The following is a 21,838-nucleotide window of genomic DNA, read 5'->3' on the forward strand; positions in this document are numbered from 1 at the left end:
CAAGTGAGATGCGCCTTGGGGCCGAGCGCATTGCGGTGGATCGCGTATTGATACACAAGAAGATCTTGACAGCTTTCACGTCCGGCGTTAACTTCGGACAGGTCAGACGCTGGATGCGAAGATCGCTCACATCGGATTCAACTCATTCACATGACCCCCCGCAGAACCGCTTGCGCAATATCGGCTTTCCTGATCAGAAAAAGGCAAAGCGACCGACATACCGCAGATAGAGGCACGAGGGGTCGCCGATCATGAGCCTCGCCCCTGACGAGGGATTGATTTTCAAGCTGTTGGGAACGATCGAGGTGGTCGGGCCGAAAGAGCAGATATCGATGCCGCCGCGACGTCAGAGGACCGTCCTGAGCGCGTTGCTGCTCGAAGCCAATCGCGTCGTCGGGATGGACCAGCTGATCGACGCCGTCTGGGAGCACACCCCGCCGTCGACCGCGCGGGCGCAGATCCAGATCTGCGTGTCCACGCTCCGGCGGGAGTTCAAGAGAGCCGGTGTCGACGCCCAGATCGAGACCCGTCAGCCGGGCTACCTGCTGCGAGTCGCCGCGGACAAGGTCGACCTCTTCCTGTTCGAGCGCCGCGTCGCCGTCTCCGAGCTCGCCGTCCGCCAGGGCCGCCTGGAAGAGGCTTCGACGGTGCTGCGCTCGGCGTTGGCCCTGTGGCGCGGACCGGCACTCAGCGGGGCCGGTACCACGTTGCAGAACAAGGCACTGCGACTCGACGAGAAACGCCTGTCGGCGCTGGAGAACTGCGTCGAAGTCGAATTGTCGCTCGGCCGCCACCACGCCCTCGTCGACGAATTGCAGAGCATGGTGACCGAAAACCCGCTGAGAGAGCGCTCTCGCGGCCAGTTGATGCTCGCGCTCTATCGCTCCGGCCGGCAGTCCGAAGCTCTCGAGGTCTACCGCGCGGGCCGCGACCTGTTCATCGAACGCCTCGGGCTCGAACCGAGCGACCAGCTGCGCCAGCTCGAGACGGCGATCCTCACCGATGACCGGGGGCTGCGACTCGATCAGGAAGAACCGGCTCCGGCCACGGCCCACAACGTTGTGTCACCGCACCAGCTTCCGGCCACGACCTCGGACTTCATCGGCCGCCAGGACGTGGTGGCGCGTGCCGAGAGCGTGCTGTCCGGCGACAGCGCGACGATGCACGTGGTGAACATCTCAGGCAAGGCGGGCATCGGCAAGAGCGCTCTCGCGGTCCACGTGGCCCACCGCGTCGCCACCGACACCTACCCGGACGGCCAGCTGTACTGCGATCTGCGCGGTACCCAGGCCCAACCGGCCACACCGGCCGAAGTTCTCGGCCGCTTCCTCTCCGCTCTGGGCGCTGCGGGCTCGACCTTGCCCGACGGCGTCGACGAACGGGCGGACATGTACCGCAGCATGCTCGCGAAGCGCCGCGTGCTGGTCGTTCTGGACGACGCGGGCAGCGAGTCGCAGGTGCACCAACTGCTTCCGGGCTCACCGACGTGCGGCGTCATCGTCACGAGCAGGGCCCGTCTGACAGGTCTGGCCGGATCTCATTTGGTCGAGGTCGACTTCATGAACTCCGACGACGCGCGGGAACTGCTGGGGCGCATCATCGGCAGGCAACGACTGGAGAACGAACCGGCCGCCGTCCAGGCGTTGATCGACGTCGTGGGAGGGCTCCCACTGGCGCTGCGCATCATCGGCGCGCGCCTCGCCGCCCGTCCCCACTGGTCTCTCGCTTCGATGGTCGATCGTCTCGCCGACGAGCGCCATCGCCTCGACGAACTCGTGCACGGCGACATGGTCGTGCGCGTCAGCCTGTCACTCACCTACGACAGCCTCAAACCCGACGCACGCCGGGTGATGCGGCTGATGTCGTTGCTCGAAGCGGAAAGTCTCCCCGTCTGGACGGCCACGGCTCTCACCGGCGACCTGCACAACAGTTTCGACCTCGTGGAGCGCCTCGTCGACGCACAGCTGCTGGACGTGGTGGGCAGCGACGTCACGGGCCTGCCGCGGTATCGCTTCCACGACCTCATCCGCTTGTACGCCAAGGAACAGCTCGCCGCGCACGAGGCCCCGGCCACGCAACTGGCGTCCGTGGAACGGGCCGCCGGTGGCTGGCTCGCGATGGCCGAACAAGCACACCGACGCCTTTACGGCGGCGACTTCACCCTGCTGCACGGCCAAGGGAAGCGCTGGCAGCCACCCGCTCCGTACGTCGACCAGGTGCTGCAGGATCCGATGGGCTGGCTGGAAAGCGAGCGCGCGAACCTCTGCGCGGCCGTCCTGCAGACCGCGGACGCGGGCCTGGACGAGCTCAGCTGGGACCTGGCGATGACGCTCGTGACGTTGTTCGAGACCCGCAGCTGCTTCGACGACTGGCAGCACACCCACGAACGCGCCCTGGACGCCGTGCGCGAGGCCGGCAACAAGCGCGGCACCGCTGCCCTGCTGTGCTCGCTCGGCTCACTGCACCACAGCCAACGGCGCATGGACGCCTCCCGTGCCGCGCTGGAGCCCGCGCTGGAACTGTTCACCGAGCTCGACGACACCCACGGGCTGGCGTTGACGCGCCGCAACCTCGGGCTGCTGGAGTACACCGAAGGACGTCCCGAGGTCTCGCGGCAGATCTTCGAGCAGTCGCTGGCCGGCTTCAAGCGGGTGGGCGATGTCATCGGCCAGGCCCATGTCGTGTCGCACCTCGCACAGCTGTCGCTCGACCGCGGCGAGCAGGAACTGGCGTTCGGCCAGCTGGGCGAGGCCCTCGGCATGTGCCGGAAGGTCTCCAGTCCGCGGGTAGAAGCCCAGGTGCTGTACCGGCTCGGCGGTGCGATGCTCGCGCAGGGGCGGTACGACCAGGCGCAGCAGCTCATCACGTCGGTGCTCACGATGGTGCAGCGCTCCGGTGACACCGTGGGCGAGAGCTACGCGCTGCACTCACTCGGCCTGATACAAGGCCGCATGCGCATGTTCGCGGAAGCGGGGCGACTGCTGCGGCGCGCGATTCGGCTGTGCGAGGAGAACCTCGACCGGCTCGGGGCCGCGCGGATCCAGCTCGACCTCGCGCAGCTGGTGTCGCAGCGCGGGGACACGTTCTACGCCATCGCCATCGTGGAGCAGGCTCTGATGACGTTCCAGGAGCTGCGGCTCGCGTTGTGGGAGAGCAAGGCGCTGGCCGTGCTGGAGAAGATCACGGCGGAGAATCTGCTGTCGGCCGCCGGCACGTCGAACGGCGGTTGAGCACCGCCAGGCGGTGTGGACGAGAGGAATCCTCCACTCTTCCGCAACACATCGGCGTGCAAGAAAGCACTACTCAGTTCTGCGGTTACCGCGCAGTGGGCGGGAGGTGGGGTTTCATGCAATAGCCTGTTTTGCAATAGTCGTTTGGGAGGAGTTTGTTCCGATGTCGGCAAAATTATTCGCCCCGGACGTCACTCTTACTTTTGACGAGCTCGAACAGCGCGCTCTTTGCGCGGCCGACGTGCTGCGCGGCCGAGGACTCGGCCTGGGCGACCGCGTCTTGTTGAAGGTCGACAATTCCGTTTCCTACCTCAGCACGCTTCTGGCACTGATGCACGTGGGCGCGTCGGTGGTGCTCGTCGATCACCAGCAGAAGTCCGATGACACAGCGCAGGCCTGCACTCGTTCATCCGTGAAGATGGTCATCGTCGACGACGACGCTCCCATTTCGGATCATCAGGAGATCGTCCACTGCTACGAGCTCGCGGTCGGTGCGTGTGGCCGTGAACCGGCCGACGCGGCGCTGGACTTCTCGGCGTGGTGCGGGCTACCGGACAGCATCATCATGTGGTCTTCCGGCTCGACCGGCGAGCCCAAGGGCGTGGTGAAGAACGGTGCCCGGTTCCTGAAGAACCTGCAGCGGAACGCCGATCTCGTCGGACACCGTTCCGACGACGTCCTGCTCCCGCTGTTGCCGTTCAACCACCAGTACGGGATCTCGATGATCCTCATCGCGTGGCTCGTGCGGTGCTCGCTGGTCATCGCCCCGTACCGCCGGCTCGACCGCGCACTGCGGCTCGCCGGAATGGTGGGCGCGACCGTGGTCGACGCGACACCCGCCACCTACAAGAGCATTCTGAACATCGTGGAAAGGCGCGGTGCGTTCGCCGACGCCTTCAGCGACGTCCGCATGCTGTGCAGCGGTGCCGCACCACTCGACCCGGCCCTGTCCCGGCAGGCGCTCGAGGTGTACGGCCTGCCGTTGCTGGACTCCTACGGCAGCACCGAGATGGGCAACGTCGCGTTCGCGACGCCGGACAACCCGATCGGCACGGGACGACCGGTCGAAGGCATGTCGGTGCGGATCCGCGGAGAGGACGGCGCGGAGCTCCCCGCAGGCCAGATCGGTGAGATCGAGGTGCTCGACCCGGACCTCATGGAGGGGTACCTCGGACCGGAGGGCACGGTCACGCCGGTAGCGCGGGAGTGGTACGCCACCAACGACTTCGGCTATCTCGACACCGATGGGAACCTGTTCGTCGCCGGCCGCAAGACGGCCGTGCACCGCAACGGGTACACGTTGCACCCCGAGATCATCGAACACACGCTGGCCGCGCACGGCTGCGTCGCGATGATCGTGGCGTTGCCGTGTGACCGACGCGGCTCGACCCTCGTGTTCTACGTGGAGGACGAGCAGAACCGCGATCCGGCCCACTGGCGTGAGCTGATCAACACCGTCCTGCCGAAGTACGAGCAGCCGAACCGGGTGAGCGTGCTCGAGCGGTTTCCGTTGAACCGGAACGGAAAGCCGAACCGCAAGGAGCTGGAACAGCTCGCTCTCGCGAAAACCTCGTAATACCGCGGCGGCCGGCGTGCAGGGGGATCCTGCGGCGGCCTGGCCCGCCCGCGGATGCGTGACCTGCCCTCGAGCCCAGCGGTACTGGACGACGCCGCTGGGTCCTGGCGTGTCCGGACGATGCGGGCCGATCCGGTCGTGCCCTGTTTGACTCTCTCGCGTTCTGCCCGGTTCGACCGAAATCGCCAGGTCCGGCGAGGCCGTTCGGGTGCACAGATACAGCGAGACGGCCGTACTCGGAACTCCACCTGGAGTGCGTCGAAGGTCGGACATCGCGAATCGGGCGAAACCCGGGCGAAATATCACGGGTGTGCGGTATCGGCCGTCGCGTTTCACGGGTGTTTCATCAGACCGTGAGCCCGAACCTCCAGGGGAATCAACGCAGTGCGGCCGGGTTCGTGCCGGCGGACGTCGGCCTGATGGCGAAATCGCCGGCGCTGATCAACACTTTCTTCTCCGCGTACGGTCATTTCCGCGGCGAAGGGACTTTCACTCCGGACGAGCAGCAGGTCCTGTTCCTGTCCAACGCGGTGGCGAACCGCAGTGAATGGGCGGTCGCGTTTCACACGCTGGAAGCTCTCGCGGAGGGTGTCGAGCCGTCCGCCGTGGAGGCGATCCGCCAGGGCATGCTGCCGAGGAATCGGCGACTGGCGGCGCTGTCCGCGTTCACCCAGGCAGTGATCGAGCTGCGCGGACAGGTGGACGAAACGGAGCTGGCGGCCTTCCAGGCGGCAGGCTTCACGACCGAGCAGGTGCTCGAGGTGATCGCAGGGGTGGCCATTTCGGCGATGTCGAACTACGTCACCAACATCGCTCGCCCGCCCCTGGAGGACGCGGCGCTACCGCACTCCTGGAACGCCAGGGAGCTGACAGGTTTCTAGGCCGTCCCAAGGCGACCACGCACTGAGCCGCCGATGCCGGAGGCGGCGAAGCCTGCGGCATCGGCGGCGACCCGGCGTTCCGGCTCACTCGGCGACGCGAGTGCGTCCGATCCAGCGGAACACCACCTCGGTGCGCCCGTCGAGCGTGGCGCCGTCCCGTTCGAAGTGCTCGTGCCCGCCGTAGTGCGGGATCTTGACCTTCTTCTCCTCGCGGTGCACCCGCTGTGCTCGCGTCTCGTGCGGCAGGTCGGCGGGGCCGCCGTGCAGCACCGCGTCGACGAGGTGGCCGGAACTGCCGTCAGCGACGACAGCGGTGTTGGTGGTCTGCACACCCTCGGTCATGGTGGATCCCTTCGCTGGGTTCGTGAACTTCGCGTGCGACGTCCTCACTGCTGCCTGCCAGAGCTGGAGATCGACCGGGATGGGCCGGCCGCTCAGGCGGCCATCCTCCTGCGGACGACTTCCAGGATCTCCGGCACTCGGTCGTCCAGGTAGAAGTGGCCGCCGGGGTAGGTGAACAGCGCCGAGTCCGCGGACAGCTCCTGCCACGCGGCCAGTTCGGCGTGCCCGGCGCGGGGGTCGTCGATCCCGCCCAGCACCGTCAGGGGAATCGGCAACGGCGGTCCGGGGACGTGGCGGTAGGTCTCGTTCACCGTCATGTCCGCGCGCAGCAGCGGGAGGAACATCTCCAGCAGCGAGCGCTCCTTCAGCAGGACGTCCGGGAGGCCGCCGAGCGCCCGCAGCTCCCCGACGAGGTCGTCGGTGGGCAGCGCGCGCAGTTCCCTGCGAGTGTTGGGCAATTGTGGCGCCGGCCGGCCCGACACGAACAGGTGCCGGGGTGGCGGCCCGCCCTGGTCGACGATCCGCCGGGCGACCAGGTAGGCGACCAGGGCTCCGACGCTGTGCCCGAACAGGGCGTAGTCGCCGGTGAACTCACGGCCCAGCCCGCTGAGCACGTCGTCGGCCAGCGCTTCGGGATCGTGGTGCGGGGTTTCCCTTCCGCGTGCCGCGCGGCCGGGAAGCTGCACCGGGCAGATCGCCAGGTCGCCGTTGCCCGCGGCACGCCAGCCGGCGTACACCGCCGCGCTGGCACCCGCGTGCGGGAAGCAGAACAACCGGGTCCCGGTTCCGGTGCCGCCGTAGGGCAGCCACTGCCCGGTGATGCTCGCCGTGGTCACTCGACGACCACCTTCAGGTACGCGGGAGGCGGCTGGATCTGCTCGAGGCCCGACTCCAGCACCAGGCGGTTGTCGTCGCGGACGATCTCGCTGAAGCCCGCGAACGCGTAGGTCACGTACATCACGCGGTTCCGCCCGGTCTCGACGAAGTCCGCCCGCAACCTGGCACCGTCCGCCTTCGCCAGCCGCATCACGTGGTTGAGCAGCACCGTGCCGACACCGCGAGCCATCACGCGGCACGACATCAGCATCATCCGGAGGTGCCACGCCGGCTGCCCGCGCTCCACGAGCGCGAGACCGATCTTGCCGTAGCCGCCGTACTTGTCGGTGAGCGACGCGACCAGCAGCAGGTGGTCGGGCGAGGTGCGCAGCGCGTCGAGCTCGTCGTAGGAGTACGTGCGGCCGGTCGAGTTCAGCTGGTTGGTGCGGACGGTCAGCTCCTCCGCGCGCTGCAGGTCCTCCCGCCTGGCCCGGCTGATCGTGAACACCATGTCCAATGTGGACAGGAACGCCTCGTTGGTGCCGGTGTAGTCGACCTCGGCCTGGTCGCGCACCACAGCCGCGCGGTAGAGGTCGCGGCGCACACGGGACTCGTCGGTGACGAACCTCGGCCGGAACTCCTCCGAGGCCAGCTCCTCAGCGATCTGCGCACTGTCGACCGTCTTGACCGCGGGCAGCGCGTGCGCCACCTCTTCCAGCTCGAACGGCTGGTCGTCGACGAACGCGACGGCGTCCAGCCCGATGTTGAGCTCCTTGGCGATCCGCTCGACCGACTGGGACTTGGGATTCCAGTTGATCTGCGGGTACAGGAAGTACTCGTCGAGGCCTTCCGCCTTCAACCGCGCCATGGCGGCGTCGTGGTCGTTGCGGCTGGCCACGGAGTGCAGGACGCCCAGAGCGTCGAGGCGTTTGATCTCCTCCACGACCTCGGGACGCACGCGCACCGCGCCGTCCTCGAGCAGGGTGCCGTCCCACAGGGTGTTGTCCAGGTCCCACACCACACATTTGATGCGGCCGCGCTTCGGCTTGGCCGAAACGGCGACGTCCGTCTGCGTCACTGCGCCACCTCTCGATATGCCTCGGCCGCGATCGTCAGCTCCTGCACCTGGGTGCTGCCTTCGATGACCTCGGTGACCTTGCTGTCCCGGTACAGCCGCCCGACCGGGTAGTCGGGGCTGAACCCGTTGGCACCGTGGATCTGGACGGCGTCGCCCGCGGCCTGCACGGCCGCCTTGGAGGCGTGGTACTTCGCCACCCACGTGGCCATGATCGTCGCCGGGTCGCCCGCGTCGTTGAGCGCGCCCGCCCTCTCGCACAACAGCCGGCCCGCGTCGCGGGCCGTCACCATGCCGGTCATCATCTGCCGCACGTGCGGCAGATCCCGCAGCTGCACACCGCCGGCCGACCGGACCGACGTGTACTCCGCGCACGCTTCGATCGCGGCCCGGATGATGCCGACCGCACCGCACGCCACGCTGTAGCGGCCCAGGCCCAGGGCGTTGGTCATGACCGTCCCCGCCGCCCAGCCCTGCGGGCCCAGCAGAGCGGACGGTTCCAGGCGCACGCCGGTGAACTCGATCTCGGCGAGCATGCTCGCCGTGGTGCCCGACACGTGCGGCAGCGCAGTGACCCGGACGCCCGGCCGGTCGGCCTCGACCAGGAAGGTGCACATACCGCTTTCGGTCCCCGCGAACACCATGAAGAGGTCGGCGATCTGCCCGCCGGTGATCCACTTCTTCCTGCCGTCGAGGACCCACCCGTCCTGGTCCCGCACCGCCGTGGTGCCTTCCGCGGTGGCGTCACTGCCACTGCGGTCGGGTTCGGTCAGGCAGAACGCGCCGAGCTTCTCACCGCGGGCGAGCGCCCGCAGCCACTTCTCCTGCTGTGCCTGGTCGCCCCAGCGGTGCACCGACGCGCTGACCATCGAGTGCACGGTCAGGAGGCTGCGCAAGGAGGAACAGCCCCGGCCGACCTCCTCGTGCACGCGGCCGAGCGTGACCATGTCCATGGCCGCGCCGCCGAACTCCGTGGGCAGGAACGGTGCCCACAGGCCCAGTTCGGCCACACGGGACAGAACTTCCCGCGGGATCCGCTCCGCCCTCTCGAAGGTGTTGGCGTGCGGCGCGATCTCCAGATCCACGAACCGCCGGACCTCGGCGAGGCCGGCCGGTCCGCTCAGCGTCTCCGCTTTCATCACCGCTCCGCTCAGCCCACGGCGGCGGACGTCTGCCGCGCCACCAGGTCGGCCATCAGCGCGACGGACCGGAAGTTGCCCAGGTGGAGCTCCTCGTTCGGGATGCGGGTACCGAACGCCTTCTCGATGAACATCACCAGCTCCATCGCGAACAGGGAGTTCACGAAACCGAGCGCGAAGATGTCCTCCTCGTCGGAGAAGGTCACGTCGGGGAACTTGGTCGTGATGAAGGTGCGGATCCGGGTGCGGGCGTCGTTCGACATTTCTGGACCTTTCTCGACTGGAAACGCTGGAACCGAAGGGCGAGATCAGCCCATGCTCTGGTAGACGTAGAAACCCTCGCCGCTCTTGCGCCCGTGCAGACCGGCGTCGGTCATCTTCTTGAGCAGCGGGCAGGGGCGGTACTTGCTGTCGTTGAACTGCTCGTAGAGCACCTCGACGCTGTAGAGGATGGTGTCGACTCCGATGAGGTCGGCCGTTTCCAGCGGACCCATCGGGTGACCGAAGCAGCTGCGGAACACCTCGTCGACGGTCTTCGCGTCGGCGACGCCCTCGTGGACGAGGAAGGCCGCCTCGTTGACCGTCAGCATGAGCACGCGGTTGGACACGAACCCCGGGGAGTCGTTGACCGGGATCGACTTCTTGCCGATCGAGTCCAGCAGCGCGCGCACGGTGTCCTTGGTCTGCTCACTGGTGTGGTAGCCGGGGATGAACTCGCACGCGGCCTTCATCGGCACCGGGTTCATGAAGTGCACGCCCATCACCTTGTCCGGGCGCGAGGTCAGCGCGGCGAGCTTGGTGATCGGGATCGCCGACGTGTTCGCCACGAACACGGTGTCCGCCTTGCAGACGACGTCGAGCTGCGCGTACAGCGCGCTCTTGAGCTCCCAGTCCTCGGTGATGTTCTCGATCACCACCTCGGTCTCGGCGAGCAGTTCGAGCGAGGTGCCGACGGTGATCTGCGCCAGCACCGCCTCGGCGTCGACCGCCGGACCGCCGAGCATCCGGCTCAGCCGGCAGTCCAGCTCGATCTTGGCGAGCGCCTCGTCCAGCGCGTCCGGGTTGTTGTCCACCAGGACCACCTGGTGCCCGTGCTGGGCCAGGTCCTGCGCGACGCCGGTGCCCATCACTCCGGCTCCGACAACTCCGACGTTCGTCATCGCTACTCCTCGACTGCAGTGCTCGTATGGGGAAGGGGAATCGGGTCGGCCACGCCGCCCTCACGCTCGCGTCAGCGCGAAGCGGTGGGCTCGATCCAGTAGCGGTCGCGCTGGAAGGCGTATCCGGGCAGGGTCGTCTTCCTGGCTCCGCGACCGTCCTGGTGGGCACGCCAGTCGACGTCCACACCGGACAGCCAGAGCCTGCCCAGCGCGTCGGCCGCCGATTCGGTGTCCTGCCGGGGGTCCGCCTCACCGGGAAGGGTGGAGACGAGGTGGGCCCAGGACTTCTGGGGGAAGTCCGGGTGTCCGCGGAACATCGAACCCAGCGACTGTCCCGCGCCGAGCTCGACGAACGCGGTGTCCGGCCGTTCCGCTGCCAGGTGCGCGATCATGGTGGCGAACTGCACCGGGCGGCACATGTGCTCGGCCCAGTAGCCGGGGTCCCTGAGCTGCCTCTCGGTGATCGGCAGCCCGGTGACGTTGGACAGGTACGGCGTCTCGGGGGCACAGGGCTTGAGGTTCAGCCTGGCCCAGGCGGTGAGGTCCGCCGCCGCCGGCCGCAGGGCACGCGAGTGGAACGCGTGGGTGGTCCGCAGCGGCCTGGCGGGCACCCCCTCGGCGGCGAGCTTCTCGGTGAGCTGGACGACGCCCTCGGCAGAGCCCGAGACGACGATCATGCGCGGACCGTTGACCGCGGCGACGTCGACGGAGAAGACCGCGAGGTCACCGACCAGCCCGGTCAGCTCGCTCTCCGACAGCGGCACGGCGGCCATCGCTCCGGCCGGCAGCCCCGAGATCAGCTTGGCCCTCGTGGCGACCAGGGCGGTGGCCTCCTGAAGCGTCAGGCTGCCCGCGAGCGCCGCGGTGGCGAACTCGCCGACGCTGTAGCCCGCCATCACCGAGGGCTGCACACCCCAGGCCGTCATCAGCTTGCCCAGTGCGTAGTCGACCGCGAAGACGCCGGGCTGGACGACGACCGTGTCCGCGGGCCCGCCCTCGCCGGCTTCGGCCTCCGGCGCGCGGCCGAGCAGGGCGGCCAGGCCTCCTCCACCCGCTTTCCTGGCACCGACCAGGCGGGCGACGGGGTCGAAGCCGAGGTGCCCGCGGAACAGCTCGGCGCACTCGTCGATCGCCGCGCGGAACACCGGTTCGGAGGCGTACAGCCCACCGGCCATGCCGTCGTACTGCTCCCCGACGCCGGCCAGCAGGAAACCCGCTCGTCGCACGCTCACACCGTTCTCGGCGAGCACACGGGTCGGCGAGGTCAGCGCCTCCACCGCGTCGGCGCTCGACGAGACGACGGCCATTCGCCGATGTCCGAACATCCTGCGACCGCACTGCAGCGTGTAGGCGGCATCCGCCGGATCCGCCCACCGCGCGGCGTCCGCGGCCAGCCTCGTGGTCGCGGCGTCGGCCGCCTCGGCCGTGTGAGCCGACCAGACCAGCAGCTGGTGCGGACGCGCCGGCGGTCGCACGTCGTCCTCGGCCGGCGCTTCCTCGATGACGACGTGGACGTCCGCGCCGCCGTAACCGTGTGCGTTGACGCCGGCCAGCCGCGGGCGTTCGCCACGCGGCCACTCGGTCAGCTCCGTCACCACCGCGAGCCGGTCACCTGAGGCCGCCAGCCGCGCGTTCGGTGCGGAGAAGTGCACGGCGGGCGGCATCTTCTCGTGGTGCAGCGCGAGAGCCGCCTTGATCAGGCGAGCGATTCCGCCGGCCTGGTTGATGTGGCCGAGGTTGCCGTCGGTCGAGCCGAGGGTGACCCGCTCGACGCCGTCCACGCCGAAGACCTTCTGCAGCGCCATGATCTCCACGGCGTCACCGAAGGGCGTGCCCATCGCGGTCACCTCGACGTGGTCGATCTCGGCAGGGTCGACGCCCGCCACGGCCATCGCCTCGGCCATCACGGCGGTCTGCCCCGGCACACCGGGCACGCCGAACCCCTGGCGGCCGTTCCTGCCCTCGTGCAGCGCGGCCCAGCCGCGGATGACCGCGTAGATCCGGTCCCCGTCGGCCTGCGCGTCCTCGAGCCTGCGCAGCACGACCACGCCGACGCCGTCACCGGGGATCTTGCCGTTGGCACCGGCGTCGAGGACGCGGCTGACGCCGTCCGGGGAGAACTCGCCGCCCTCGCGGTAGAGGTAGCCGGGGTGCTGCGGGACGATCACCGAGACCGCGCCCGCGACGACCAGGTCCGACTCACCGGTGAGCAGGCTGCCGCAGCCGGCGGCGACCGCGGCGAGCGCGGTCGAGCTGCAGCTCTGGACGCTCACCGACGGCCCGGTGAGGTCCAGCGCGTAGGACACCCGCGACGGGAGCAGGTCCTTCTCGTTCTGCAGGACGAGGTGGTCGGGCCCGTAGGTGAGCACGGCGTCGTCGTTCTGCAGCAGGTTGGACAGCAGGTAGGTGCTCGGCGCACCGCCGGCGAACACCCCGACCAGGCCGTCGAAGCGGCCGGGGTCGACGCCCGCGTCCTCGAGCGCGTGCCAGGAGCACTCGAGGAACAGGCGGTGCTGCGGGTCGGCCACCTCGGCGTCGGACCTGCTGAAGCCGAACAGGTCGGCGTCGAACCGGTCGACGCCGGACAGCACGCCCGACGCGGCGACGAAAGCGGGATCGTCCACCAGCTGCTGCGGCACGCCGGCCGCCAGCAGCTCGGCGGGGCTCATCCTCGTGATCCCGTCCCGCCCCGCGCACAGGTCGGCCCAGAACCGGCCGATGTCAGGAGCGCCGGGGAAGTTCCCGGCCATGCCCACGATCGCGATGTCGTGGCTGGTGTCGCGTTCTGGTGTGGTCACCTGTTCCTCACCTTCGGGTTCCGGTCTGGCGCCTGCGCAGGTCTCCGGCGCGCGCCCGGCGGCGTTCACCACGGGCGGACGCGTCCTCGGCCACGTCCGCGAGGTCGGGCCCCGCCGCCGCTTCCGGCGCGGCGAGCAGGGTCGCGAACTCGGCGATGGTCGGCTTCTCGAACAACATCGCCGGCGCCAGCTCGACGCCGAGCTCCTTGCCGATGCGGCCGATCACCACCAGGCCGATCAGAGAGGTGCCGCCGAGGTCGAAGAACCGGTCGTCGACACCCACCTGCTCGAGTCCCAGGCAGGCCTGCCAGATCTCGGCCACCTGCTGCTCGGCCGGCGTGCTCGGGGCCACGTACGGGGTGCGCAGCTCCGGACGGGGATAGCGCTTGTCGTCGGACAGGTCGACCGCCGCGCCGCCCACCAGGGCGTCGAGGGAGTCGAGCTGGGCCAGTGCGGCCAGTGCGTCGGACAGCTCCAGCGACAGCACGGCCACCTGCGACTCGCCGGAGGCCACGATGCGGGACAGCAGTTCGGTCCCCTCCTCGGTCGGGATGCCGAACTCCTCGCGGAACCGCTTGGAGCTCTCCTGCATCTCGGCCGAGCCGGCGAGGCCCGCCGACGTCCAGGGGTCGAGCTGCCACGGTCCCCACGCCACCGAGACGACGCGCTTGGCGACCCCGCCGGTGTTGGCCTCCACGACCGCGAAGGAGTCGAGGAACGCGTTCGCCGCCGAGTAGTCGGTCGCGCCGACGCCCACGGTCAGGCTCGCCACCGACGAGTAGAGAACGAGCAGTTCCACCGGGTCCTCGCGCAGCGCGTCGGCCAGGGCGAGCGTGCCCGCCACCTTCGGCGCGAGCACCGCGGCCGCCTGCTCCTCGGTCTTGGTCTGCAGCAGGCCACCGCCCGCGACACCCGCCGCGTGCACGACGCCGTGCAACTCGCCGAAGTGCGACCGCACCTCCCGCACCAGTGAGGCGACCTGTGCGGGGTCGCTGACGTCGGCCTGGGCGACGAACACCTCGGCGCCCAGGGCACGCAGCTCCGCCACGGCCATGAGCACGCCGCTGGTCTTGTCGTTGACGCCCTTCTCCGCGATCCAGGAGTCCCAGGTCTCCTCCGGCGGCAACCCCTTCCGGCCGGCCAGCGCGAGCCTGGTGCCGAGCGGGGCCAGGCGCCGCGCCAGTGCCAGGCCGAGCTCGCCCAGGCCGCCGGTGATGAGGTAGACACCGCCGGGACGCCAGGCATCGGAGTCGGCGACCTCCGGCAGCCCGACCACCTCGAAGTCGCGCACCCAGCGACGGCCGTGCCGCCACGCGACCACGCCGACACCGTCCACGGTGTCCGAAGTGGACGCTGCCAGGTCGTCGAGCTCGCGCAGCGCCTGGCGGGCGTGGTCGCCGTCCGGTCCGAGGTCGGCGTACTGCGACCGGACCAGCGGGTACTCCGCAGCGATGGCGCTCGTGATCGCCGCGATGGTCGCGGCGTGCGGGTCCTTCGCGTCGCCGTCGAGGACCTCGAACCCGTTCGCGGCGAGGCTGAGCAACTCGACGCGCCGGTTGGCGCATTCCGTTCCGATGGCCTTGCCGAGCCGCATGAGGCTGTAGAAGCCGCTTTCCTGACCGGTGTCCGCGAGACCGTAGGCGTGCACGATCCGCACCGGCTCCCCGGCGGTGCCCGCCAGCAGAGCGCGATAGCCCTCCTGGCCCTGCGGCCGGGTGTGCGCGTGAACCACCTCGTGCCCGGCTTCCCTGGCCAGCGCGGCGAACCTGTCGGCGAACTCGCCCGGTTCGGCGAGGAGCACCAGTGGTCCGGCCGCGGCGGGCAGAGGGCGGCTGTTGTCGCGCCGCCAGGTGGGCACGTGGGCCTTCAGACCGTCGTACGACGGCATCCCGGCGTTCGCCGCACCGGTGGCGTTGCCCGTGAGCGCGGGCGCCGCCGAACCGGTGGTGCCGTTCTCCGTGACCTCAGGCCAGTAGCGGGTGCGTTGGAAGCGGTACGAGGGCAGCGGGACGAACACGCGGTCCGCACCGGCACCGCTCGCCCAGTCCACCGGCACGCCGTGTTCCCACAGCGCACCGAGCGCGGCGAGCCACGACCGGCGGTTCGGCTCGACCGGCAGGCTGACCACCGGCGTCCCGGATCCACTGGCGGCTACGGCGTTCGCCTGGTCCGGACCGACCTCGACGAGCACGTCCGCATGCCGGCCCAGCACCTGCAGGCCGTCGGCGATCCGATCGGACTCGTCCGCCCAGTAGGCGGCGTCACTCACCTCCGCGGCGGTCAGCACGGCGCCGGTGCGCGATGACACGACGGTGACCGCGGGCTCCGCGACCGTGGCGGGCACCGTCCCGTCCAGAGCGAGCGCCAGGCCGTCGGCCAGGGACAGCATCCCGCCCACGACCGCGGCGACGCACTCCCCCACTCCGGCGCCCAGCACGACGGCGGGCACCAGGTTCCGCGAGCCGAGCAGCCGGGCGAGGCCGTACTCGACCGCGAACACGGCGGCCCGCTCGTCGGCGTCCGCCTCGCCGTACAGCGCGCCCAGCAGGTCCACCCGCCCGTGGAGCAGGCCGGCGCACTCGTCGATCGCGGCGCTGAACGCGGGTTCGGTGCGGTACAGCTCCTCGGTGGTGCCGCGCCAGGCGCCGGGGTCCGCCGGGAGGAGAAGACCGAAGCGGCGCTTCTCCTCGACCACCGAACCGGTGACGCCCGCCCGCAGCGACGCGATGGCGTCCGCGGTGTCGCGCACCGGCAGTGCGGCCCGCACCGGCAACGCGCTGCGCCCGGCCTGGGTGGTGTGCGCGACGTCGGCCAGTTCCAGCTCCGGGTGCGCCTCCAGGTGATCGGCCAGCGCCACGGCGTTCGCGCGCAGGCTGGACTCGTTGTGTCCGGACACCGTGAGCAGCTGCCACGGCGGTCCCGATCGCGGCTCCGGACCCTGCGGCGCCGACTCCAGTACGAAGTGGACGTTCGAGCCCGACCAGCCGAACGAGCTGACGCCCGCTCGCAGCACACCGCCGGCGTCCGCGGGGAAGGGCCTCACGGTCTGCACGGGCCGGACGGGACCGTCCAGGGTGACGACCGCGTTGGGAGTGGTCATGTTCAGGTTGGCCGGGATCTCGCCGTGTTCCAGCGCCAGCACGGTCTTCACCAGACCGGCCATCCCGGCGGCGGCCAGGGTGTGGCCGACGTTGGACTTGACCGCGCCCACGTACAGCGGCTCCGGCGCGGAGCGCTCGCCGAAGACCTCCTGCAGCGCGGTGAACTCGATGGCGTCGCCGAGCTGCGTGCCGGAGCCGTGCGCCTCGACGTAGCCGATGTCGTCGGTCCGCACGCCCGCGTCGGCGTGAGCGGCGCGGATGACCGCGATCTGCGCGGCCCGGTTGGGCGCGGTGAGACCGTTGCTGCGGCCGTCCTGGTTGGTCGCCGTGCCGCGGATCAGCGCACGGACGCGCTGTCCCGGCGCGACGTCCTGGGTGCGGCGCAGGACGACCACACCGCCGCCCTCACCGATCACGTACCCGTCGGCGGACTCGTCGAAGGTCTTGGTGCGGCCGTCGGCGGCGAGCATGCTCATCTTGCAGGACTGGACGAACACCTCCGGGTTGATCATCGTGGAGGAGGCGCCGACGATCGCGATGTCGCACTCGCCGCGGCGCAGGCTCTGCACGGCCAGGTGCATGGCGCTGAGCGCGGAGGAGCACGCGGTGTCCACGGTCAGGCAGGGGCCGCGCAGGTCGAGCTGGTGCGCGATCCGGCCGGCGGCCGCGGACAGCGAGCTGCCCAGGCCGAAGTACGGGTCGTCCCCGGCCTCGGCACCGTCGGCCTCCAGCTGGCGCATGCTGTACTGGATGGTGTCGATCAGCCCGGCGAACACGCCGGTGCGGCTGCCGCGCAGTTCCTCCGCGGTCAGCGAGGAGTCCTCCAGCGCCTCCCAGACGAGTTCCATCAGCAGCCGGAAGCTCGGGTCGGTGCGGCGTGCCTCCTGCGGCGAGAGCCCGAAGAACGCGGCGTCCCAGCCCGCGATGTCGGTGACGAACGCGCCGTGCTGGGTGTAGGCCTTGCCCGGCGCGGTGCGGTCCGGGTCGAGGTAGTCGGCGGCGTTCCACCGGTTCTCCGGCGCCAGGCTGACGAGGTCCTTGCCCTGGACGAGGTTCTGCCAGTAGTCCTCGATCGTGTCGCTGCCACCGGCGAAGCGGCAGGACATGCCGACCACGGCGATCTCCTGGCCCTGCGCGGTGTTCGCGCGCACGGCGGCCTTCGTCGAGGGCTGTTCCCGCGGGCCGAGCTCGGCGAGCAGGTGTGCGGCCAGGGCGGCCGGGCTCGGGTGGTCGAAGACGATGGTGGGCGGGAGCGCGAGACCGGTCTCGGCGTTGAGGCGGCCGCGCAGCTCCACCGCGGTGAGCGAGTCGATGCCCAGCTTGGTGAACAGCTGCTGGGAGCTGACCTCGTCCTCGTGGCCCAGCACGGCGGAGGTGTGGGTGAGCACGAGCTGGTGCAGCACGCGTTCACGCTCGGCCCTGGGCATGCCGGCGAGCCGCGTCCGCCAGGCCGTGGTGACCTCGGCGCCCTCCTCCGCACGCCGCGCGTCGGCCTCGGCGATCGCCACGACCTCCGGCAGGTCGGCGAGCAGAGGGCTCGGCCGCAGCGCCGCGAACGGTGGTGCGAACTTCGGCCACTCGAACGCCGCCACGGTCAGCGCGGTCTCTTCCCGGCCGAGCGCGCGCCGCAGCGCGAGAACGCCCAGATCCGGTGCCATGGCCGGCACTCCGAGGTCGCTGAGCAACTGGTCCGCCTGACCGCTGACGCCCATGCCGACCTCGCCCCAGCGCCCCCAGGCGACGGAGGTGGCGGGGAGACCGCGGAACCGGCGCTGCTGGGCGACGGCTTCCAGGTAGGCGTTCGCGGCGCCGTACACGCTCTGCGCGGGGTTGCCGACGGACGCGGCGATCGAGGAGAACAGCACGAAGGCGTCCAGGTCGAGCCCGTCGGTGAGCTCTTCGAGGTTCCGGGTGCCGGAGACTTTGGCGCGCAACGCGTCCGTGTAGGACGTGCGGTCGATCGTCTCGATCTGCCCGATCTCGAGGACTCCCGCGAGGTGGAACACGGCGCGCAGGTCGTCGCGGACGTCGGCGACGACGTTCTCGAGCGCGTCGCGGTCGGCGACGTCGCAGGCGACGATGGAGACCTTGGCGCCCAGGTCCTCCCGCAGGGACTCAGCGCCCGGCGCGTTCCCGCCGGTGCGGGAGACCAGCACCACGCGGTCCGCGCCCGTCTCGACCAGCCAGCGGGCGACCACCCCGCCGAGACCGCCGGTGCCGCCGGTCACCAGGACGGTGCCCCGCGGCTTCCAGGAGCGCGGCGGCTCGGTGTTCTCGGCGTGCGCCAGGCGACGGCCGAACGCACCCGCCGTGCGGATCGCGACCTGGTCCTCGCCGCGAGGTCCCGCGACCACGGCACCGAGCAGCGCGCTGACCCGGTCGGACGGCTCGGCCGGAACGTCGACCAGCCCGCCCCACAACCGCGGGTGTTCCAGCGCGGCGGCCCTGCCGAAACCCCAGAGCTGGGCCTGGACCGCGGAGGCGGGCGCCTCGTGCGGGCCGGTCGCCACGGCCTGCCGCGTCACCGTCCACAAAGGAGTCTGGAGTTCACGGGCTGCCAGTTCCTGCACCAGCGACAGGGTCGCTTCGGCGCCGAAGGACAGGCCGTCGTTCTCGTGCTCGTCGAGCGCGACCAGGGAGAGCACGCCGTCGAACGCCGGGACACCGTCCAAGGCGACGGCCACGGAGGCCCGGTCGGGTGCGTCGAGCACCAGTCGTTCGACGTCGGCTCCCCGCAGTGCCGCCGCGGCGGCCTCGGTCCAGTCGGCGGACCGCGGCGAGGACACCAGCAGCCACCGTCCGGACGCCGCCGCCGAATCCGGCGTGAACGGCTTCCAGTGCACGCGGTATCCCAAAGCGTCTACTTCGGACTCGTTGGCACGGGAGCTGCGCCAGCGCGCCAGCGCCGGGAGGACGTCGTCGAGAGGGGCCTGCGCGTTGGGCAGGTCCAGCTCGGTGGCCAGTTCCTCCACGTCACCGCTCGCCACGACGGACCAGAACCGGGCGTCGTCGCCACCGGTGCCGGCCGTGCCGTCCCCGGCGTCCTCCAGCCAGTAGCGCCGCCGCTGGAACGGGTAGGTCGGCAGGGAGACGGTGCGAGCACCGGTGCCGGCCAGGTAGGCGGGCCAGTCGACGGCGACACCGTTGACGTGCAACGCGCCGAGCGCGCGGACGAGCACCTCGATCGGGTCGCGGTCCTTGCGCTGGGAGGCGGCGAACACCACGCCGTCCGGCAGTGCGGAACGACCCATCGCGGTCAGCGGGGCGTCCGGCCCCAGCTCCAGGAACGCAGTCACGCCGCGCTTGTGCAGGGTCTCGACGGCATCGGCGAAGCGGACCGCCTCGCGGGCGTGGCCGACCCAGTACGCCGGGTCGGTCAGCCTATCGGCGAGCTCACCGGTCACCGTGGAGACGACCGGGATGGTGGGCTCGCCGTAGGTGAGGTCGCGGGCGACCTCCGCGAACTCCGCCAGCATCGGGTCCATCAGGCTGGAGTGGAAGGCGTGCGAGACCTTCAGCCGCGTGGTGCGGCGGCCGGCGAACCGCTCGGCCACCGCGAGAACGGCTTTCCCGGCGCCGGACAGGACGACCGCACGGGGGCCGTTGACCGCGGCCAGGCACACGTCGTCGCCGAGGTGGGGGCGGACCTCGTCCTCGGTCGCCTCGACCGCCACCATCGCTCCACCCGCGGGCAGCGCCTGCATCAGGCGGCCTCGGGCCAGCACCAGCCGCGCCGCGTCGGCGAGGGAGAGCACACCCGCGACGTGGGCGGCGGCCAGCTCACCGATCGAGTGCCCCGCGAGCAGGTCGGGGACCACACCCCACGAGGTGACCAGGCGGAACAGCGCCACCTCGACGGCGAACAGCGCGGGCTGGGCGAACTCGGTGCGGTTCAGCAGCTCGGCGTCGTCGCCGAACACGACGTCGCGCACACCCGGCAGGTACTCGCAGACCTCGTCGAACGCGGTGGCGAAGGCCGGGAAGGCGCCGTGCAGCTCGCGGCCCATGCCGAGCTGCTGCGAACCCTGGCCGCTGAACAGCACGGCCAGTTTTCCGGTGGTGGCGAACCCGGTGATCGCCCCGGCGTCGCCGTCGGTCACGGCGCGCAGCCCGGCGATCAGCTCGTCGGGGCCGGCGCCGACGACGACCGCGCGGTGGTCCATCGCCGCGCGGGTGGTGGCCAGCGACAGCGCGATGTCCACGGGCTCGTCGGGGATCTGGTCCACGCTGGGCAGCAGCGCCGCGGCCTGGGCGCGCACCGCGGCGGGAGACGCCCCCGACAGGACGTAGGGCACCACGGCCGGTGCCTGCACCTCCCGTGGCGGCAGCGGCTCTTCCGGCGCCTGCTCCAGGATGACGTGGGCGTTGGTACCGCTGATGCCGAACGAGGACACCCCCGCGCGGCGCGGCCGGTCCGTCTCCGGCCACGGCCGCTGCTCGGAGAGCAGCGCGATCGTTCCGGCCGACCAGTCGACGTGCCCGGACGGCCGGTCGACGTGCAGGCTCGCCGGGAGGACGCCGTGCCGCATCGCCTCGACCATCTTGATGACCCCGGCGACACCCGCGGCGCACTGCGTGTGCCCGATGTTGGACTTGACCGACCCGATCCACAGCGGCTCGGTGCGGTCCTGGCCGTAGGTGGCCAGCAGGGCCTGTGCCTCGATGGGGTCACCGAGCTTCGTGCCGGTGCCGTGCGCCTCGACCGCGTCCACGTCCGCCGGCGAGAGCCTCGCGCTGGCCAGCGCCTGGCGGATCACCCGCTGCTGCGACGGGCCGTTCGGGGCGGTCAGGCCGTGGGACGCACCGTCGGAGTTGACCGCGCTGCCGCGGATCACGGCCAGCACCGGGTGGCCGTTGCGCCGGGCGTCGGACAACCGCTCCAGCACCAGCACGCCGGCGCCTTCCGCCCAGTTCGTGCCGTCGGCGCCGTCGGCGAACGGCTTGCACCGGCCGTTCGCGGCCAGCCCGCGCTGGCGGGAGAAGTCGACGAACGGGCCAGGGCTGGCCATGACCGTCACCCCGCCCGCCAGGGCCAGGGTGGACTCCCCCGTCCGCAGCGAGTGTGCGGCCAGGTGCAGCGCCACCAGTGACGACGAGCAAGCCGTGTCGATCGAGACCGACGGCCCCTGCAGGCCCAGCACGTAGGAGATCCGGCCGGACACCACGCTGCCCAGGGTCCCGGTGGCGAGGTACCCCTCGTACTCCCCCGGCACCTCGGTGAGGCGGGTGGCGTACTCGGTGTTCGTGACACCGGCGAACACGCCGGTCGCGCTGCCCTTGAGCGAGGCCGGGTCGATGCCGGCGCTCTCGACGGCCTCCCACGCGGTCTCCAGCAGCAGCCGCTGCTGCGGGTCGGTCGCCTCGGCCTCGCGCGGCGAGATGCCGAACAGCTCGGCGTCGAACTCGTCCGCGTCGTGCAGGAAGCCGCTTTCGCGGACGTAGGTCGTGCCCTGGCGCTCCGGGTCCGGGTCGTAGAGCCCGTCCAGGTCCCAGCCGCGGTTGGTGGGGAACGGCGAGACGGCGTCGCCCCCGGTGCTGACGAGGTCCCACAGCTGCTGCGGTGAACGGACCTCGCCGGGGTAGCGGCAGCTCATCGCGATGATCGCGATCGGCTCGACCTGGCGTTCCTCGGACTCCCGCAGCTGCCGACGGCTCTCCCGCAGGTCCGCCGCCATTCGCTTGAGGTAATCGACGTACTGCTCTTCGGTGGGCATCGGTCA

At 70.6% G+C, this 21,838-nt stretch carries 11 protein-coding genes; 3 read left to right on the plus strand and 8 right to left on the minus strand.

The annotated features are described in order from the left end of the window. Positions 1-332: 332 nt before the first annotated feature. The 3 genes from AB0M48_RS00125 to AB0M48_RS00135 all read left to right on the plus strand — a co-directional run bounded on the left by AB0M48_RS00125 (position 333) and on the right by AB0M48_RS00135 (position 5,687). On the plus strand, positions 333-3,230 hold the full coding sequence (locus tag AB0M48_RS00125; RefSeq protein ID WP_363834574.1) for a BTAD domain-containing putative transcriptional regulator: 2,898 nt from the start codon (positions 333-335) through the stop codon (positions 3,228-3,230). A 163-nt stretch (positions 3,231-3,393) separates the two neighbouring features. Further along, a complete protein-coding gene (locus AB0M48_RS00130; protein ID WP_363834576.1) occupies positions 3,394-4,806 on the plus strand; it encodes a class I adenylate-forming enzyme family protein in 1,413 nt (470 codons plus the stop codon). A 353-nt stretch (positions 4,807-5,159) separates the two neighbouring features. Beyond that, complete coding sequence (locus AB0M48_RS00135) at positions 5,160-5,687, plus strand: carboxymuconolactone decarboxylase family protein (protein ID WP_363834579.1); 528 nt, start codon at positions 5,160-5,162, stop codon at positions 5,685-5,687. 84 nt (positions 5,688-5,771) lie between these two features. Here AB0M48_RS00135 and AB0M48_RS00140 read toward each other — a convergent pair whose 3' ends face one another. The 8 genes from AB0M48_RS00140 to AB0M48_RS00175 all read right to left on the minus strand — a co-directional run bounded on the left by AB0M48_RS00140 (position 5,772) and on the right by AB0M48_RS00175 (position 21,832). Beyond that, entirely contained in the window at positions 5,772-6,029 is a 258-nt protein-coding gene (locus AB0M48_RS00140; protein ID WP_363834582.1) for a DUF5988 family protein, read from the minus strand. 92 nt (positions 6,030-6,121) lie between these two features. Beyond that, a complete protein-coding gene (locus AB0M48_RS00145; RefSeq protein ID WP_363834584.1) occupies positions 6,122-6,865 on the minus strand; it encodes an alpha/beta fold hydrolase in 744 nt (247 codons plus the stop codon). Continuing rightward, entirely contained in the window at positions 6,862-7,923 is a 1,062-nt protein-coding gene (locus AB0M48_RS00150; RefSeq protein WP_363834586.1) for an HAD-IIIC family phosphatase, read from the minus strand. The genes AB0M48_RS00145 and AB0M48_RS00150 overlap by 4 nt, the downstream gene beginning before the upstream one ends. Beyond that, positions 7,920-9,059, minus strand: coding sequence for an acyl-CoA dehydrogenase family protein (locus AB0M48_RS00155; protein WP_363834589.1), 1,140 nt, complete (start codon positions 9,057-9,059; stop codon positions 7,920-7,922). The genes AB0M48_RS00150 and AB0M48_RS00155 overlap by 4 nt, the downstream gene beginning before the upstream one ends. An 11-nt stretch (positions 9,060-9,070) precedes the next feature. Next, on the minus strand, positions 9,071-9,322 hold the full coding sequence (locus AB0M48_RS00160) for an acyl carrier protein (RefSeq protein WP_363834592.1): 252 nt from the start codon (positions 9,320-9,322) through the stop codon (positions 9,071-9,073). 45 nt (positions 9,323-9,367) lie between these two features. Next, positions 9,368-10,219 (minus strand): 3-hydroxyacyl-CoA dehydrogenase NAD-binding domain-containing protein, encoded by an 852-nt coding sequence (locus AB0M48_RS00165; protein ID WP_363834594.1) that lies wholly within the window; start codon positions 10,217-10,219, stop codon positions 9,368-9,370. A gap of 71 nt (positions 10,220-10,290) precedes the next feature. Continuing rightward, positions 10,291-13,017 carry a type I polyketide synthase gene (locus AB0M48_RS00170; RefSeq protein WP_363834597.1) on the minus strand — a complete coding sequence of 909 codons (2,727 nt, stop codon included), beginning with the start codon at positions 13,015-13,017 and terminating at the stop codon, positions 10,291-10,293. 7 nt (positions 13,018-13,024) lie between these two features. Next, positions 13,025-21,832, minus strand: a complete 8,808-nt coding sequence (locus AB0M48_RS00175) for a type I polyketide synthase (RefSeq protein ID WP_363834599.1) — start codon at positions 21,830-21,832, stop codon at positions 13,025-13,027. Between the last annotated feature and the right edge of the window lie 6 nt (positions 21,833-21,838).

It is taken from the genome of Lentzea sp. NPDC051208, from assembly GCF_040682435.1.
In the GTDB taxonomy this organism is placed as follows: domain Bacteria; phylum Actinomycetota; class Actinomycetes; order Mycobacteriales; family Pseudonocardiaceae; genus Lentzea; species Lentzea kristufekii.

What these genes read in the sequence shown, in the direction of transcription:
- AB0M48_RS00155 (WP_363834589.1), bottom strand. Translation starts at nt 9,059, where the DNA reads ATGAAAGCGGAGACGCTGAGCGGACCGGCCGGCCTCGCCGAGGTCCGG.
- AB0M48_RS00130 (WP_363834576.1), top strand. Translation starts at nt 3,394, where the DNA reads ATGTCGGCAAAATTATTCGCCCCGGACGTCACTCTTACTTTTGACGAG.
- AB0M48_RS00160 (WP_363834592.1), bottom strand. Translation starts at nt 9,322, where the DNA reads ATGTCGAACGACGCCCGCACCCGGATCCGCACCTTCATCACGACCAAG.
- AB0M48_RS00175 (WP_363834599.1), bottom strand. Translation starts at nt 21,832, where the DNA reads ATGCCCACCGAAGAGCAGTACGTCGATTACCTCAAGCGAATGGCGGCG.
- AB0M48_RS00125 (WP_363834574.1), top strand. Translation starts at nt 333, where the DNA reads ATGCCGCCGCGACGTCAGAGGACCGTCCTGAGCGCGTTGCTGCTCGAA.
- AB0M48_RS00140 (WP_363834582.1), bottom strand. Translation starts at nt 6,029, where the DNA reads ATGACCGAGGGTGTGCAGACCACCAACACCGCTGTCGTCGCTGACGGC.
- AB0M48_RS00165 (WP_363834594.1), bottom strand. Translation starts at nt 10,219, where the DNA reads ATGACGAACGTCGGAGTTGTCGGAGCCGGAGTGATGGGCACCGGCGTC.